Consider the following 15,357-nt stretch of genomic DNA (forward strand, 5'->3'; position numbering starts at 1 on the left):
GAAAACGTCAGTCGTTGATGCAGACGTTGCCGAAGGCCGGGTTGAGCAGACCGATGACGTTAACGGTGTTGCCGCAGATGTTCACCGGGATGTGGATCGGGGCCTGAATGACGTTGCCCGACAGGACACCCGGGGAGTGGGCCGCGATGGCCTCGGCCTCGGAGTCGGCCATGGCCGGTGCGGCGGAGCCCAGCGCCATGAGGGTTCCGGCGGCGATGGCGGCAACCTTGGTGTACTTCACTTTCATCCCTTTCTGCAGCGGAGCCCTGGGCGGTCACGTCTTTCGTGCCGCACGAACGCTGTTGAGAATGCGCTCGTGGCTCCGGTTCTGTAATCCGTAACGATCGGCGGGCGTTATCGAAACTCTATGGAAGCAGTTTCCTGAAAAACCCCCCGAATGACGCAGGCCCGGGCCGCACGATGGAGGAGTGTCGGCGGCCCGGGCCGGTTGGTGCGGCCCGAATCAGCCGTTGCCGGCGCCATTTCCGGAGAGGACCGGGATGTCGGACAGGATGTGCGACAGCGCCTCGTCACCCTTGGCCTGGGTGGAGTTCTCGGTGCACTGCTGGTTCTGCGGGCTGGACAGGACGTTGATGTCCTGGACCCCGACCGCGAGGGCGCCGAGGAGCCCGCCGACGTTCGCCTTGAGCGGCAGGGCGATGCAGGGCTTGTTCAGCGAGCCCTGGACCAGGCTGAGCTGCGGGCTCTGGTCACCCTTGGTCACGCTGTTGCCGAACTCCGACACGGCACCGTTGCCGTTGATCGACGTCGTACCGGTGTCGTCACCGATCGCCATGGCGCTCGTCGCCGAGAGACCGAGGATGGAGGCGGCGACGGCACCCGTAGCCAGAACCTTCTTGATCACGATGAACCCTTCTCGTACTGATTGCCCCGTGGCGGAGCACACTGCCCAACTCTCCGCCCGAGGTTTGGTTCTCCCCGTTCACCCGAATGCCGGAAATCCCCAGGCACCCCCCGTCAAGTGAACGTATGTGCGTGACCCCTTCGAGTGGTTACACAATTTCCACGACTCTCCAAGTTTCCCACGCAACTCCCCTGTCGTTATGAAGTAGTCCGCGTAGATGGAATGAGTTGCCGCCGGGGCCACCGCCCCGGTACGCAAGCGGCACCGCGCGATGATTCTGCGGGCTCACTGCCCACGTGAATATCCCGAAGAAGGGCAAGTAATGCGACAGGTTCTGAATAAAAGCATGATCGTCATGGCGGCGGCGTCGGGCATCCTGACCGCCGCCGGCGGTTATGCGCACGCCGACGCTTCGGCAGACGGCGTTGCCGCCAATTCTCCTGGCGTGGGCTCGGGCAATGCCGTGCAGGTGCCGGTGCACATCCCGGTCAACCTCTGCGGTAATACCGTCAATGTGATCGCCCTGCTGAACCCCGCCTTCGGCAACACCTGTGCGAACGTCAGCTCCGACAAGGGCCACGGCGGACACGAGTCCGGCGGTCACGGCTCCGGCGGTCACGGCTCGGGTGGACACGGGTCCGGCGGTCACGGCGGTCACGGCTCCGGTGCGAGCGCGGAGGGCGTGGCCACCGGCTCGCCCGGCGTGCTGTCGGGCAACCTGGCCCAGGTACCCCTCGACATCCCGGTGAACGCCTGCGGCAACACCGTCGACATCGTGGGTGCGCTCAACCCCACGGGCGGCAACTCCTGCGCCAACGTGAGCGGTCCCGACCACGAGCACCCGCCGGTGGACGAGCCGCCGGTCGACGAGCCGCCGGTGGACGAGCCGCCGGTGGACGAGCCGCCGGTGGACGAGCCGCCCGTCGACGAGCCCCCGGCCTCCGAGCCGCCGGTGAGCAAGCCCCCGGTCGACCAGCCGCCGGCCGGCAACCCCGGCCCGAACACCCCTGACACGCAACTGGCCGAGACCGGCGCGGGTGACATCGGCCTGGCCGCCGGTGCGAGTGCTGCGCTGCTCCTGGGCGGCGCGGTGCTGCTGCGGCGCACCCGCGGCTCGCAGCGCTAGTTCCCCAGCTGTCACGCACGCACAAGGGCCGCCCGCACAGCATCGATTGCTGTGCGGGCGGCCCTTGTGCCGAGCAGGTGTTGCTCCCCCGACCGCACCGGGCGACTGCGACCATGGGGACGACACCTACCGGGACGACGGACGGGCGGCAGCGGCGTGGCAGCGACAGGCTTACGGATGGGCGTGGTCGGCGGCAGCATCGCCGGGTGCGCGATGGCGATCGCGGGTTCCAGGGCCGGGGCGGACGTCACCGTGTACGAGCGCAGCACCGGCGAACTCCAGGACCGCGGTCTGGGCATCGTGATCCCGCCTCCCCTGCACGAACAGCTCGTCGCCACGGGCTACCTGGACGCCGCGATGCCCACGGCGCCGGTGGCCACGCGCGTCTGGCTGACCCGGCAGCCGGGGCAGCGGTCGGCCCGCGAGTTCGCGCGCCAGCCGAGCCCGGTCACGCCGTGCAACTGGGGACTGCTGTGGCGGGCGTTGCGCGCGAAGGCCGACTCGGCCCGTTACTACCGGGGGCGGCCCGTCACCTCCGTCGAACGGACCGCGTCGGGGCACGCCCTCGTCCGTGCGGCCGGGGCGGAGGAGTCGTACGACATCGTGGTGGGCGCCGACGGGCACCGTTCGCTCACCCGGCACGTCCTCGCCCCCGGGCTGAGCCCGTCGCCCGCCGGGTACATGGTGTGGCGCGGCGCGCTCCCGCTGAGCGCGCTCGACGGGCATCAGCGCCAGCTCGAACTCCTGCGGAGTGCCTGGATCACCATCGGCTACCCCGGCGGACACGGCATCTTCTACCTGATCCCCAGAGGCGGCGGGGCCGGACCCGATGAGCGTCTGCTCGCCTATGCGGTCTACGCGAAGCCACCCGCGCCGGAACCCGGAGACCCACAGGAACTGGCCCCGTACGTACGGGAGATCGCCGATGAGCACTTCCCTCCCGAGTGGGCGGACATCGTCGCCCGCGGCGAGCACACGTCCATGGTCTGCCACCCGGTGACCGATCTCCACGCACCCCGGTCGGCGGATCCGCCGTTCCTGCTGGCCGGGGACGCGGCAGGCGTCACCCGGCCGCACACGGCAAGCGGCGCGGTCAAGGCGCTGCAGGACGCCCTGTGTCTGGAGGAGGCACTGCGCGGGTCCGCCTCACCCGCCGAAGCGCTGCGGCACTATGCGCGGGAGCGCACCGCGGAGGGCGCGCGGCTGATGGAGCTCGGCCGCAGGCTGGGCGGTGCCCAGGTGGAACGCACTCCCGACTGGACCGCGATGGACCAGGAAGCGGTGGACACCTGGTGCCGCGCCACCCTTGCCGGCAGTACGAGCTATCTGTACGGCGGCGTCCGGTAGCAGGGGCTCCGCAGCCGCCTCACCCCCCGGGCGCCGCCCCGGTCTGCCTGCGGTTCACGCCCGGCGCAGTGCGGAGCGGCCCGCGTAGCGCGCCGAGTCGCCCAGCTCCTCCTCGATCCGGATCAGCTGGTTGTACTTCGCCGTGCGGTCCGAGCGGGAGAGCGATCCGGTCTTGATCTGACGGCAGCCGGTCGCGACCGCCAGATCCGCGATGGTGGTGTCCTCCGTCTCGCCCGAGCGGTGCGACATGACAGCCGTCCAGCCCGCCCGGTGGGCCGTGGCCACCGTGGCCAGCGCCTCGGTCAGGGTCCCGATCTGGTTGACCTTGACCAGGACCGAGTTGCCGACGCCGGTGCGGATGCCCTCGCGCAGCAGCGTCTCGTCGGTGCAGAACACGTCGTCGCCGACGAGCTGGCAGCGGTCGCCGACGCGGGCGGTCAGCTCGCGCCAGCCGTCCAGGTCGTTCTCCGCCATCGGGTCCTCGATGGAGACGACCGGGTAGGCGTCGATGAGCTCGGCCAGGTAGTCGACGTTCTCGGAGGGGGTGCGGCGCACGCCCTCGCCCGCGTAGTCGTACACCCCGTCGCGGAAGAACTCGGACGACGCCGGGTCCATGAGCAGGCCGATGTCCGTACCGGGGCGGTAGCCGGTGCGCTCGATGGCGGCCATCACGAAGTCGAGCGCCTCCTCGGCGGTACGCAGCGCGGGCGCGAAGCCGCCCTCGTCGCCGACGCCCGTGGAGTGCCCGGCGGCCAGCAGGTCGCGGCGCAGGGTGTGGAAGACCTCACTGCCCATGCGGACGGCTTCGGCGAAGGTGTCCGCGCCCACGGGCGCGATCATGAACTCCTGGAAGTCCAGCGGATTGTCGGCGTGGGCACCGCCGTTGACGATGTTCATCATCGGCAGCGGCAGGAGGTGGGCGTCGGCGCCGCCGAGGTAGCGGTGGAGGGGCAGGCGGTGGGCCGCCGCGGCGGCCTTGGCGGCGGCGAGGGAGACGCCGAGGATCGCGTTGGCGCCGAGCCGGGCCTTCGTGGCGGTGCCGTCGAGGGCGACCAGCGCGGCGTCGAGACCCGCCTGGTCCGCCGCGTCCCGGCCGCGCACGGACGCCGCGATCTCCCCGTTGACATGGGCCACCGCGCGGTCGACGCCCTTGCCGTGCCAGCGCGTGGTGTCCCCGTCGCGCAGTTCCACGGCCTCCCGGGTGCCGGTGGAGGCGCCTGAGGGAACCGCCGCGCGCCCCAGGGATCCGTCCGTCAGGACGATGTCGACCTCGACCGTGGGGTTGCCCCGGCTGTCGATGATCCTGCGGGCGGTGACGGTCTCGATGGTGGCGTCGACGGTTCCGGCTGCCTCTGCGGACATGGGAGTTCCTCCCCGTTGTCGTGTGCCGTGGCCCGGCTGCGACAACGCTGGCGCTGAGCCCGACAAGCAAAACCATACAGCAATGCTGCTCAGTTTTGCTGTACAGCATTGCTGTGCAGGTCAACGGCACCGCCCTGCGGACAACGGGGTAAAGTGCCCTATGCCCACCCCGGAAGCCGCCGCCATCGCCGCCGAACTGCGCACCGCGATGGGCAAGCTCACCCGACGCGTCACACACGAGGACCACATCCCGCTGGGCCAGGTCGCCGTCCTCGGCGCACTCGACCGCGACGGCGCCATGACCACCAGCGACCTCGCAACCGATCAGCGCGTACGCCCCCAGTCGATGGCCCGGGCGGTGGGCCTCCTCATGGAGCAGAACCTGATCACGCGCCGGGCGCACCCCACGGACGGCCGCAAGTCCCTGGTCGAGCTCTCCGACGCGGGCCGGGCCGCGCTCGAAGCGGAGCGCGGCCGCAGGGCCGGCTGGCTCGCGCAGGCCATCGAGGCCGAACTCACCGATGAGGAGCGGGCGTTGCTGGCACGGAGCGCGGCCCTGCTGGAGCGGCTCGCCACCCGCTAGTGCCCCTGCCGGGTGCCCGGACAGGACGGTCCTCACGGCGGGGCGACGGTCCTCACCGCCGGGAGGCGGTCCTCACGGGTAGAAGTGCGTCAGCGACTCCGCGGCGCAGGCCGGCTTCTGCGACCCTTCGAGTTCGAAGGTGAAGGCCCGCGTCATCTGTACGCCGCCCCGCGGGACCTCCTTCACCTCGGTGACGGAGGCGTGCAGCCGCACGCGGCTTCCGACGGGGACGGGCGCCGGGTATCGGACCCGGTTGACCCCGTAGTTGAGCGCGCGTCCCACGCCGCTCACCTGGAGCAGCTCGCCGAACATCGGGATGCCCCAGCTCAGGACCATGTAGCCGTGGGCGATGGTGCGCCCGTACGGGCCGGCCGCGGCGCGTTCGGTGTCGGTGTGGATCCACTGGTGGTCACCGGAGACGTACGCGTACGTGTCGATGAGCTCCTGGGTCACTTCCTTCCAGGCGGAGTGCCCGAGGTCGCGCCCGCCGAGGGCGAGGATCTCCTGGATGCCGTGCACGGTCAGGGGCATGGGGCGGTACTCCGTTCTCTTCGTACGGGGCGGTCAGGCGGTGACGGAGGCGGTGCGGCGGGCGGCGACCGGCTCAGCGGCCTGCTCGTCGTGGTTGGGGCGCTTGAGCAGGAGCAGCATGCAGCCCAGCGTCAGCGCCACCTGGAAGACGGCGTACGCGATGACCGCGGTGATCGAGCCCGTCCGGTTGAGCAGGAACTGGCCGATGATCGGGGTCGTGCCGCCGAGCAGGGTGCCGCACAGCTGGTAGCAGAGCGAGATGCCCGTGTAGCGCAGATGGGCGGGGAAGCGGCTGGCGAGCATGCCGGCGAGGGCCGCGTAGTAGAGGCAGTGCGGGATGGTGGCGACGGCGACCCCGAGCATCGCGAGCCCGTAGTTCTCGGTACTGATGAGGACGAACATCACCGGCATCAGGACCAGTTCGGGCACCAGCATCACGATCACGGCGCGGGACCAGCTCTTCATCCGGGTGGCGATCACGGCGCCGAAGGGCTGGACGATGATCTGGGTGATGTTGGCGACCAGGATGATCGTCAGGAACGAGCTGCGGTCGAAGTCGAGCGACGTGGTGGCCCAGGACAGGGCGAACGTCGACTTGAAGTAGGTCGCCGACAGGCCGATCGTGCAGGCGCCGATGCCGAGGACGATCAGCATGGGGTGGCTGCGCAGGACCTCGGTCAGCGGGAGCTTGACGACTTCCTTCTTCTCGATGAGCTTGGCCATGGCCGGGGACTCGGTGACCTTCAGCCGGACCAGCAGGCCGACCATGACGAGTGCGGCGGAGGCGAGGAACGGCACCCGCCAGCCCCAGGAGACGAAGGCGGCGTCGGGCAGCTGGCTGATGGCCAGGAAGCTCACCGTCGAGAGGGTGTTGCCGACGGGCGAGCCCTGCTGGGCGAAGGCCCCGTACAGCACGGACTTGCCCTTGGGGGCGTGCTCGGAGGCGATCAGGACGGAGCCGCCCCACTCACCGCCGAGGCCGATGCCCTGGATCATGCGGATGCAGACCAGCAGGATCGGGGCGGCGATGCCAATGGAGGCGTAGCCGGGGAGCAGACCGATCGCGGTGGTGGAGATGCCCATCATCAGGAGGGTGATGACGAGGGTCTTCTTGCGGCCGAGGCGGTCGCCGTAGTGGCCGAAGATGATGCCGCCGATGGGGCGGGCGAGGAAGCCGACCCAGAAGGTCGCGAAGGCGACCAGGGTGCCTATGGGGCCTTCGAGTTCGGGGAAGAACACCTTGTCGAAGACGAGCGCCGCCGCGGTTCCGTAGATGTAGAAGTCGAACCACTCGATGGTGGAGCCGATGAAGGCTCCGAATCCTGCGCGGTTGGCGGCTTTCGTCTTCTCGCGTGCGGTTGCGGTGGACGCACTCATAGGTGGCTCCCGTGAACATCGTTGATCAAGCGGATGGGGGCATGGCGGACAGGGGCGTCTCCCGGGACGCCCGGTGTCACGCGTTGGGGAAGGGAAAGAGTCCTCGAAGAGGGGACGGGGACGGGGGACGGTCAGACGGTGATGCGCTCGAAGACCGCGGCGAGGCCCTGGCCGCCGCCGATGCACATGGTCTCCAGGCCGTAGCGGGCCTCGCTGCGGTGCATCTCGCGGGTGAGCGTGGCGAGGATGCGGGCCCCGGTGGCGCCCACCGGGTGGCCGAGCGAGACGCCGGAACCATTGACGTTGATCCGCTGCTCGTGGTCCTTCTCGCCGAGGCCCAGTTCCCGGGTGCAGGCCAGGACCTGCGCGGCGAAGGCCTCGTTGATCTCGATGAGGTCGAGGTCGGCGAGGGTGAGACCGGCGCGGCCGAGGGCCGCGTGGGTGGCCGGTACGGGACCGATGCCCATGGTCGCGGCGGGGACTCCGGCCCGGGCGAAGGAGACGAGCCGGACCAGCGGGGTCAGCCCGAGCCGTTCGGCGGTGGCGGCGCTGGTGACCAGGCAGGCCGCGGCGGCGTCGTTCTGGCCGCTGGCGTTGCCCGCGGTGACGGTCGCCTCCGGGTCGGACTTGCCCATGATGGGGCGCAGCGCGGCAAGTTGCTCGGCGGTCGTGTCGGGGCGGGGGTGCTCGTCGGCGGTCACGACCGTCTCGCCCTTGCGATTCCGTACGGTGACGGGAACGGTCTCGGCGTCGTAGCGGCCCTCCGCGGCGGCGCGGGCGGCGCGGGCCTGCGAGCGCAGGGCCAGGGCGTCCTGGTCGGCGCGGCTGACGGAGTAGGCGCGCCGCAGGTTCTCGGCGGTCTCGATCATGCCGCCGGGTACGGGGTGGTTGACGCCCCCGGCGGTGACCCGGCCGCGGGCCAGTGAGTCGTGGAGCTGCAGTCCGGGGCCCTTGATGCCCCAGCGCCCGTCGTGCGTGTAGTAGGGGGCGGCGCTCATCACGTCGACACCGCCGGCGATGACGACGTCGCTGAATCCGGCCCGGATCTGCATGGCCGCGTCCAGGACGGCCTGGAGGCCGGACCCGCAGCGCCGGTCGATCTGGGCGCCGGTGACCGAGTCGGGGAGTCCGGCGTCGAGGGCGGCGACCCGGCCGATGGCCGGGGCGTCGGACGTGGGGTAGGCGTGGCCGAGGATCACCTCGTCGACCCGGGCCGGGTCGATCCCCGTACGGGCGACGACCTCGGCGATGACGCGTGCGGCGAGCGCGGCCGGCGTCTGCTGGGCGAAGGCTCCGCCGAAACGTCCGATGGGGGTGCGCAGCGGTTCGCAGATGACGACATCGGTCTGGTCGGGCACGGGGGACACCTTTCGGCGGTTCGGGTGTGTGGGGCGACCTTCGCACCCGACCACTGAGTCGGTCCAATATCGAGTTGCCCCCTCTTCAAGACGCAGCGCGTCTCAATCGCCCCCGGGGCGTGCCCCTACGGCGTCGGCAGGGCCTCCTCGGCGACCGCCAGCACCGCGCGGAGCGCCGCGGAGGGGTTGTCGGCACGCCAGGCCAGCGCCGCCTGCCGCCGGATGGGCGGGCCGGCGAGGGGCCGGTACACCAGCCCGTTCTGCTGGATGTGCCGGCAGGAGGAGACGGTGAGGGTGACACCGACGCCCGCGGCGACCAGGGCCAGGATCGTGTACGAGTCGGGCGCCTCCTGGACGACACGCGGATTGAAGCCGGTGGCCTCGCAGGCCTCGACCATCGCGTCGCGCACGGTGGACCCGGTGTTGGCGGGGAAGGAGACGAAGGGCTCGTCGGCGAGGATCCCGATCGGGATGCTCTCCAGGTGCGCCAGCCGGTGGTCGGAGGGCAGCGCACAGAGCAGCTCCTCCTCGTCGATCACCCGGTAGGCCACCCCCGGCTGGGTCACCGGGAGGCGGACGAAGCCCAGGTCGAGCGATCCGTCGGCGACCCGGGACAGGGCGACGTTGGCGTACGTCTGCCCCTTCATGACGAGCTCCAGCGCGGGGTGGGCCGCACGGACGGCCCGGGTCAGCTGCGGCAGCGTCTCGTGGCTGGAGGCACCGGCGAAGCCGATCGTGACCCGCCCGTACTCGCCCCGCCCCGCGGCCCTGGCCGCCCGTACCGCCGTATCGAGGTCGTCGAGCACGGTCCGTACGGGTTCGAGGAAGGACTCCCCCGCGCTGGTGAGCCGCACCGAGCGGGTGTTGCGCTCGAAGAGCTGGACGCCGAGCTCCTTCTCCAGCTGCCGGATCTGCTGGCTGAGCGGCGGCTGCGCCATCTGCAGCCGCTTGGCGGCCCGGCCGAAGTGCAGCTCCTCGGCCACGGCGGTGAAGGCGGTCAGATGACGCAGTTCCATACGGAACACCCATTCATTAATCAGCGGTCTTGATCCGACCTTAATTTGGTATTGGACAGCAATCAATGGCCGCTGACACGGTAGGCCGACCAGCACACACTCGCCGAGGAGCACCGTGGACCGGACGGACAGGACCGACGACGGGCCGGACAAGACCATGTCGATGAAGGCGGCCGTCGCCGCCTTCGTCCAGGACGGCGCCACCGTCTGCCTGGAAGGCTTCACCCACCTCATCCCCACCGCGGCCGGGCACGAGATCATCCGCCAGGGCCGCCGCGACCTCACGGTCGTGCGGATGACCGCGGACATCGTGGTGGACCAGATGATCGCCGCGGGCTGCGTCTCGCGGCTGGTCTCCTCCTTCGTGGGCAACTCCTCCGCCGGTTCGCTCGGTGAACTGCGGCGCCGGATCGAGAGCAGCGACCCCGCGCCCCTCGCCTTCGAGGAGTACAGCCACTACGGCATGATCTGCCGCTATCTCGCCGGAGCCCAGCGGCTGCCGTTCTATCCGCTGCGCAGCTACGGGGGCAGCGACCTGCCGTCCGTCAACAGCGATCTGCGCAAGGTCGCCTCGCCCTATCCGGGGCCGGACGGCGAAACCGAGCAGATCTACGTCGTGCCGCCCGTGAACCCGGACGTGACGTTCATCCACGCCCAGCGGGCCGACCGCAGGGGCAACACGCAGATGTGGGGCCTGACGGGCATCCAGGCCGAGGCCGTGTACGCGGCCGGCAAGGCCGTCGTCGTCGTGGAGGAGATCGTCGGCGACGAGGTGGTCCGCTCGGACCCGAACCGCACGCTCGTCCCCGCCCACGCGGTGGACGCCGTCGTCGTCTGCCCGCGCGGCGCGCACCCCTCGTTCGCACAGGGCTACTACGACCGGGACAACGACTTCTACCGGGCCTGGTCCCACATCAGCAAGGACCCGGAGCGGCTGCAGGAGTGGCTGCGGGAGTGGGTGTACGGCACGGCCGACCACTCCGAGTACGTCGCCAGACTGGGCGAGGACTTCTGGGCGGGGCTCGCGGTCGGCGAGGCGCTCAGCGAACCGGTGAACTACGGACGTCGGCTGTGAGCGCGGAACACGAGAAGGAGCTGGTCATGACCACCACCACCGAGCCGGGCACCGTCACGTCCTCGGAGCTGCTCTCCGTCGTCGCCTCCCGCGAACTGGCCGCGCGCCGCACGGTCTTCGCCGGAATCGGACTGCCGACGCTCGCCACCGAGCTGGCCCACCTGACGGTGGCCCCGCAGATCGAGGTCGTGTACGAGTCCGGGGTCTGCGGGGCGCACCCCTCGCACCTGCCCGAGACCATCGCCGACGCCGTGCTCATCTCCGGCGCGGAGGCGGTGCTGTCGATGCCGGCCCTGTTCGGCAACGTCCTGCAGGGCGGCCACATCGACGTCGGCTTCCTGGGCGCGGCGCAGATCGACCGGTGGGGCAATCTGAACACGTCCGTGATCGGCGACTGGGAGAGCCCCTCGGTGCGGCTGCCCGGATCCGGCGGCGGCATCGAGGTGATGGCCAACTCCCGTGAGGTCTTCGTGGTGATGCGACGCCACAATCCGCGCTCCTTCACCGAGGCCCTGGACTTCTGCACCACACCGGGCCCGGACCGCGCGCTCGCCGAGGGCATCCGGCCGCTGGGGGTCGGCGTCACCCGCGTCATCACCGAACTGGGCATCCTGGCCCGCGAGGGCATCGGCGAGGAGCTCCGGCTGGTCTCGGTGCACCCGGGCGTCACGGTGGAGCAGGTGCGGGCGGCGACGGGCTGGGACCTGAAGGTGGCCGACTCGGTCGCCACCGTGCCGCCACCCACCGCCGCGGAGCTGCGGCTCCTGCGGGAGGACGTCGATCCCGACCGCGTCTATCTTCGCTGAGACGACTCACCGTCCCGAACCCCGAGAGGACCCCATCTTCCATGCGTATCAGGATCGTCGGCGCCGGAGCCATGGGCCGCGGTATCGCCCAGTGGGCGGCGTCCGCAGGACACACCGTCGAGCTGTGCGACGTCCGTACGGAGGCGGTGACGGCGGCCGTGGACTTCGTACGGTCCATGCTGGAACGCGCCGTGGACAAGGGCCGGATCTCCGCCGGGGGCTGCGCCGCCGCCCTGGAGCGGCTGGTCCCCCTGGACGATCCCTGGGCACAGGGACCTGACGTCGACCTGGTCATCGAGGCCGTACGGGAGGACCTGGACACCAAGGCGGAGGTGTTCGGGAAGCTGGAGCAGGCCCTGCCCGGCTCCGCCGTCTTCGCGACCAACACCTCGTCCCTGTCGGTGACCCGGATCGCCGCGTCGCTGAAGGACCCCACGCGGCTGGCGGGGCTGCACTTCTTCAACCCCGTACCGCTGATGAAGATCGTCGAGGTCGTGCCGGGAGCCGCGACCCGCCCCGAGATCGTGCCGGCGCTGACCGAGCTGGTCGAGAGCTGCGGCCACCGTGCGGTCACGGTCGCCGACACCCCCGGCTTCCTGGTCAACCACGCCGGGCGCGGTCTGGTGACCGAGGCGCTCGCGCTGCTGGAGGAGTCGGTCGCCGACCCGGCGGGCATCGACCGGATCGCCCGGGACGTGCTGGGGCTGCGGATGGGCCCGTTCGAGCTGATGGACCTCACCGGACTCGATGTCACCGCGGCCGTGATCGACTCGATCTGGCAGGGCTTCCGGTACGAGGACCGGCTCCGCCCCTCCTACCTGACCCCGAACCGGGTGGCGGCGGGCCTGCACGGCCGCAAGACCGGGCAGGGCTGGTTCGCGTACGGCTCCGAGGCGCCCGCCCCGGCCGCGGAGGCGCCGGTCACGGGCGATGCCGACCGGCCGGTGTTCGTGGTGCACACGGGCACGGGCGCAGCGTCCGGCGCCGACGCCCTCCGCGCGGCTCTGACCGCCGCGGGAGCCACCGTCGAGAGCGGTTCCGCGCCCTCCGCCGACGCCGTCGTCCTGGTTCCGGTCTGGGGTACCACGGTGGCCGCCGCGGTGGCCTCGCTGGGCCTGCCCGCCGGGCGCACCTTCGGCGTGGACCCGCTGCCCGCGGCCGGCCGCCGCCGCGTGCTCGCGGTGACGCCCGCGGCCGGCCCGGACGCCGCGCGGGACGCCCGCGCGGTACTGGCCCGCGCGGCGGACGGCGAGGAGCCGTACGCCGTGTCGGTGGTGCGGGACACGGCGGGTTCGGTCGCGCAACGGCTGCTCGCCTCGGTGGTGTCCGTCGCCGCGTCGATCGCCGAGCGCTCGCTCGCCACCCCGTCGGACATCGACCTGGCGGTGACGGCCGGGCTCGGCTACCCGGTGGGACCACTCGCCTGGGGCGACCGGATCGGTGCCGCCCGGATGCTGGAGCTGCAGCGGGCCCTGCACGCGACGACCGGCGACCCCCGCCACCGGCCGACCCGCTGGCTCACCGAACGCGCCCAGCTCGGCCTTCCGCTGACGGACCCGGGCACCTCGCCCGCCGCCTGCACGACCGGATGACGGCGGTGACCGTTTCGTACAAGACCTGCGAACGGTGACCCGCATACCTTCGGTCCATGACTCCACGACTCGACGCGATCAGCATCACGACCGCGGACCTGGCCGCATCGCTCGCCTTCTACCGCCGGCTCGGACTCGACATCCCCGCCGGCGCGGAATCCGCACCCCATGTCGAAGTGGCCCTGCCCGGCGGGCAGCGTCTGCTGTGGGACACGGAGGACGTCGTCCGTACCTTCGATCCGGAGTGGACCGGTTCGAAGGGCGGCGAGCGTGTCGGCCTCGCCTTCCTGTGCGACAGCCCGGCGGAGGTCGACGCGGTGTACGCCGAACTGACCGGTGCCGGCTACCAGGGCCACCTGGAGCCCTGGGACGCCGTGTGGGGGCAGCGCTATGCCGTCGTGCTCGATCCGGACGGCAGCGCGGTGTCGCTCTTCGCCGGCGCCTGACCGGCCCCGCCCAGCGCGGTGAGGTAGCCGCCGAGCGTCGTACCGGCCAGGTCCCTCACCTCACGGGCCAGATGGGCCTGGTCGGTGCACCCGGCGGCGCAGGCGGCCTCGGCGTACGGCGTTCCGGCCCGTACGAGGGCCAGGGCGCGCTGCAGCCGCAGGATTCTGGCGAGGGTTTTCGGCCCGTACCCGAAGGCGGCCAGGGAGCGCCGGTGCAGCTGGCGTGCTCCCAGCCCGACCGACCGGGCCGTGTCGGCGACGGAGAGTCCCTGCCCGAGCCGCTCCGCGACGGACACCGCGAGCGGGTCCGGCGGGCTCGCGTCGGCGGCCCTGCGCAGGGCGATGTCCTCCAGCGCGGCGGCCGGGTCGGCGGTCCCGTCGATCCTCTCGGCCAGTCTGCGGACCTCCGCGCCCGGCCACACCGCGTCGAGGGGGACCCGCCGGTCACGCAGCTCGTGCGCGGGCACGCCGAGGAGTGCGGGCGCCGTTCCGGGCGCGAAGCGGATTCCGGTGCAGGATTCGGGGGCGGCCTCAGTGGCGGTGAACGCACGGGTGTCGGGGCCCGCCACCAGCAGCCGGCCGCCGGTCCAGAGCAGGTCCATGCAACCGTCGGGCAGGACGGCCCGTGCCGGGTCACGCGGCCCGCTCCAGTTCCAGACCGTCGCACCGCCGAAGCGCGACGACCGCTCCTCATACCGTCCGTCCGCACCCATGGGCACCACGCTACGGCGTCACTGCTCCTTGGCGTCCTTGTCCCGGTTCCCGTGGAGCCGGGACTTCACGTCGTCCGGCGGCAGGAAGCGGGACCAGCGCTCGGGGAACTCGGACGGCATGTACACGTCCTCGTCCTCGTCGTCCGCGTAGGCGTCCCAGTTCGCCGACTGGGCCCTGGCCACGAGCTCGGCCGCCTGGGCCGCCCGTAGCCGCTCGTTGGCCGCACGGGCCGCTGCGGTGGCAAGCGAAGGCCATACCCGGTCGATCGCGGCATTCACGGCAGCACCGACAAGTACGGCGAATGCTGAGATACCTATCCAGAGCAGGACAGCGATGGGCGCGGCCAACGAACCGTAGATCGTGGGCCCTTCGACCGTGTTCGTGAGATAGATCCGCAGCAGGAAGCAGCCCACCACCCACATCCCGAGCGCCACCAGCGCACCGGGAACATCCTCGATCCACGGCGAACGGACGGGTACGGAGACGTGGTAGAGCGTCGTCAGGAACGCGATCGACAGCACGATGACCAACGGCCAGTACAGGACGGCGAGTACCTCGGTGCCCCACGGGACGAACTCCACGACCCGGTCGGGACCGACCACCAGCAACGGCAGCACCACCGCTCCCAGCAGCAGGGCGACCACGTACAGCAGGAAGGCGAGCAGGCGGGTCTTGACGATGCCCCGGTGCCCGTCGAGCCCGTACATCACGGTGATGGTGTCGATGAAGACGTTCACCGCACGGGAACCCGACCAGAGGGCGATGGCGAAGCCGAGCGAGATGACATCGGGGCGCGCACCGGTCGTCACGTCGTCCATGAGCGGCCTGGCGATGTCCTTCACGCCCCGCTCGGACAGCACCGTCTGCACCGCACCGAGGATGTTGCGCTCGATGGAGGCGACCGTGGTGGTGGCGGTCCAGTCGTCGACGTAGCCGAGCAGGCCGATCAGCCCGAGCAGCAGCGGCGGCAGTGACAGCAGGGTGAAGAACGCCGCCTCGGCCGCGAGACCGAGGATGCGGTATTCCATGCACGAGTTGACCGTGTCCTTGAGCAACTGCCACGCCATCTGCCGCTTGGATACGTTGCGGTAGAGGACTCGAGCCCGGTGGAGCCGACCCGGTGGCCGCTCGGGTGTTTCTTTTGCTGCCTGCACGTCCT

16 protein-coding genes are annotated in these 15,357 nt (G+C 71.1%); 7 read left to right on the forward strand and 9 right to left on the reverse strand.

Annotated features, from left to right (window positions below):
* Window positions 1-7 precede the first annotated feature (7 nt).
* Together OG257_RS08440 and OG257_RS08445 are read right to left on the reverse strand one after the other, a co-directional pair.
* Complete coding sequence (locus OG257_RS08440; RefSeq protein WP_329206175.1) at window positions 8-241, reverse strand: chaplin; 234 nt, start codon at window positions 239-241, stop codon at window positions 8-10.
* 222 nt (window positions 242-463) lie between these two features.
* Window positions 464-865 (reverse strand): rodlin, encoded by a 402-nt coding sequence (locus OG257_RS08445; RefSeq protein WP_329206177.1) that lies wholly within the window; start codon window positions 863-865, stop codon window positions 464-466.
* 322 nt (window positions 866-1,187) lie between these two features.
* On the opposite strand from OG257_RS08445, the gene OG257_RS08450 reads away from it, so the two are divergent.
* Window positions 1,188-1,991 (forward strand): chaplin, encoded by an 804-nt coding sequence (locus tag OG257_RS08450; RefSeq protein ID WP_329206179.1) that lies wholly within the window; start codon window positions 1,188-1,190, stop codon window positions 1,989-1,991.
* A 156-nt stretch (window positions 1,992-2,147) separates the two neighbouring features.
* A complete protein-coding gene (locus tag OG257_RS08455; protein ID WP_329206181.1) occupies window positions 2,148-3,338 on the forward strand; it encodes an FAD-dependent monooxygenase in 1,191 nt (396 codons plus the stop codon).
* Between the two features lie 54 nt (window positions 3,339-3,392).
* On the opposite strand, the gene eno is transcribed toward OG257_RS08455, so the two are convergent.
* On the reverse strand, window positions 3,393-4,700 hold the full coding sequence (gene eno, locus OG257_RS08460) for a phosphopyruvate hydratase (protein WP_329206183.1): 1,308 nt from the start codon (window positions 4,698-4,700) through the stop codon (window positions 3,393-3,395).
* A gap of 160 nt (window positions 4,701-4,860) precedes the next feature.
* Between eno and OG257_RS08465 the strand changes: the two genes are divergently transcribed.
* Entirely contained in the window at window positions 4,861-5,283 is a 423-nt protein-coding gene (locus OG257_RS08465; RefSeq protein WP_329206185.1) for a MarR family winged helix-turn-helix transcriptional regulator, read from the forward strand.
* A 72-nt stretch (window positions 5,284-5,355) separates the two neighbouring features.
* On the opposite strand, the gene OG257_RS08470 is transcribed toward OG257_RS08465, so the two are convergent.
* From OG257_RS08470 to OG257_RS08485, 4 genes are all read right to left on the reverse strand, one after another.
* Window positions 5,356-5,814 (reverse strand): MaoC family dehydratase, encoded by a 459-nt coding sequence (locus OG257_RS08470; protein WP_329206187.1) that lies wholly within the window; start codon window positions 5,812-5,814, stop codon window positions 5,356-5,358.
* 33 nt (window positions 5,815-5,847) lie between these two features.
* The gene (locus tag OG257_RS08475) at window positions 5,848-7,191 is read right to left on the reverse strand and encodes an MFS transporter (RefSeq protein WP_329206189.1); all 1,344 of its coding nucleotides are present in this window, start codon (window positions 7,189-7,191) and stop codon (window positions 5,848-5,850) included.
* 131 nt (window positions 7,192-7,322) lie between these two features.
* Window positions 7,323-8,549 carry an acetyl-CoA C-acetyltransferase gene (locus OG257_RS08480; RefSeq protein ID WP_329206190.1) on the reverse strand — a complete coding sequence of 409 codons (1,227 nt, stop codon included), beginning with the start codon at window positions 8,547-8,549 and terminating at the stop codon, window positions 7,323-7,325.
* Between the two features lie 125 nt (window positions 8,550-8,674).
* Entirely contained in the window at window positions 8,675-9,565 is an 891-nt protein-coding gene (locus tag OG257_RS08485) for a LysR family transcriptional regulator (RefSeq protein ID WP_329206192.1), read from the reverse strand.
* Window positions 9,566-9,722: 157 nt separating this feature from the next.
* On the opposite strand from OG257_RS08485, the gene OG257_RS08490 reads away from it, so the two are divergent.
* Genes OG257_RS08490 through OG257_RS08505 form a run of 4 tightly spaced genes read left to right on the forward strand, consistent with a single transcriptional unit; the run spans window position 9,723 to window position 13,484 of the window.
* On the forward strand, window positions 9,723-10,640 hold the full coding sequence (locus tag OG257_RS08490; protein WP_329214984.1) for a CoA transferase subunit A: 918 nt from the start codon (window positions 9,723-9,725) through the stop codon (window positions 10,638-10,640).
* A gap of 26 nt (window positions 10,641-10,666) precedes the next feature.
* Window positions 10,667-11,446, forward strand: a complete 780-nt coding sequence (locus tag OG257_RS08495; RefSeq protein WP_329206193.1) for a CoA-transferase subunit beta — start codon at window positions 10,667-10,669, stop codon at window positions 11,444-11,446.
* A gap of 41 nt (window positions 11,447-11,487) precedes the next feature.
* Window positions 11,488-13,038, forward strand: coding sequence for a 3-hydroxyacyl-CoA dehydrogenase (locus OG257_RS08500; RefSeq protein WP_329206195.1), 1,551 nt, complete (start codon window positions 11,488-11,490; stop codon window positions 13,036-13,038).
* A gap of 56 nt (window positions 13,039-13,094) precedes the next feature.
* Window positions 13,095-13,484, forward strand: a complete 390-nt coding sequence (locus OG257_RS08505; protein ID WP_329206197.1) for a VOC family protein — start codon at window positions 13,095-13,097, stop codon at window positions 13,482-13,484.
* On the opposite strand, the gene OG257_RS08510 is transcribed toward OG257_RS08505, so the two are convergent.
* Complete coding sequence (locus tag OG257_RS08510; RefSeq protein ID WP_329206199.1) at window positions 13,427-14,197, reverse strand: DUF6597 domain-containing transcriptional factor; 771 nt, start codon at window positions 14,195-14,197, stop codon at window positions 13,427-13,429. The two genes, OG257_RS08505 and OG257_RS08510, sit on opposite strands and share 58 nt — an antisense overlap.
* Window positions 14,198-14,215: 18 nt before the next feature.
* Window positions 14,216-15,352, reverse strand: a complete 1,137-nt coding sequence (locus OG257_RS08515) for a YihY/virulence factor BrkB family protein (RefSeq protein ID WP_329206201.1) — start codon at window positions 15,350-15,352, stop codon at window positions 14,216-14,218.
* Window positions 15,353-15,357: the final 5 nt, after the last annotated feature.

Source organism: Streptomyces sp. NBC_00683 (assembly GCF_036226745.1).
Classification (GTDB): domain Bacteria; phylum Actinomycetota; class Actinomycetes; order Streptomycetales; family Streptomycetaceae; genus Streptomyces.

Excerpts from the sequence above, each read along its gene's own strand:
- OG257_RS08475 (WP_329206189.1), bottom strand. The coding sequence starts at position 7,191 with ATGAGTGCGTCCACCGCAACCGCACGCGAGAAGACGAAAGCCGCCAAC.
- OG257_RS08505 (WP_329206197.1), top strand. The coding sequence starts at position 13,095 with ATGACTCCACGACTCGACGCGATCAGCATCACGACCGCGGACCTGGCC.
- OG257_RS08485 (WP_329206192.1), bottom strand. The coding sequence starts at position 9,565 with ATGGAACTGCGTCATCTGACCGCCTTCACCGCCGTGGCCGAGGAGCTG.
- OG257_RS08450 (WP_329206179.1), top strand. The coding sequence starts at position 1,188 with ATGCGACAGGTTCTGAATAAAAGCATGATCGTCATGGCGGCGGCGTCG.
- OG257_RS08470 (WP_329206187.1), bottom strand. The coding sequence starts at position 5,814 with ATGCCCCTGACCGTGCACGGCATCCAGGAGATCCTCGCCCTCGGCGGG.
- OG257_RS08500 (WP_329206195.1), top strand. The coding sequence starts at position 11,488 with ATGCGTATCAGGATCGTCGGCGCCGGAGCCATGGGCCGCGGTATCGCC.
- eno (WP_329206183.1), bottom strand. The coding sequence starts at position 4,700 with ATGTCCGCAGAGGCAGCCGGAACCGTCGACGCCACCATCGAGACCGTC.
- OG257_RS08465 (WP_329206185.1), top strand. The coding sequence starts at position 4,861 with ATGCCCACCCCGGAAGCCGCCGCCATCGCCGCCGAACTGCGCACCGCG.
- OG257_RS08495 (WP_329206193.1), top strand. The coding sequence starts at position 10,667 with ATGACCACCACCACCGAGCCGGGCACCGTCACGTCCTCGGAGCTGCTC.
- OG257_RS08490 (WP_329214984.1), top strand. The coding sequence starts at position 9,723 with ATGTCGATGAAGGCGGCCGTCGCCGCCTTCGTCCAGGACGGCGCCACC.
- OG257_RS08510 (WP_329206199.1), bottom strand. The coding sequence starts at position 14,197 with ATGGGTGCGGACGGACGGTATGAGGAGCGGTCGTCGCGCTTCGGCGGT.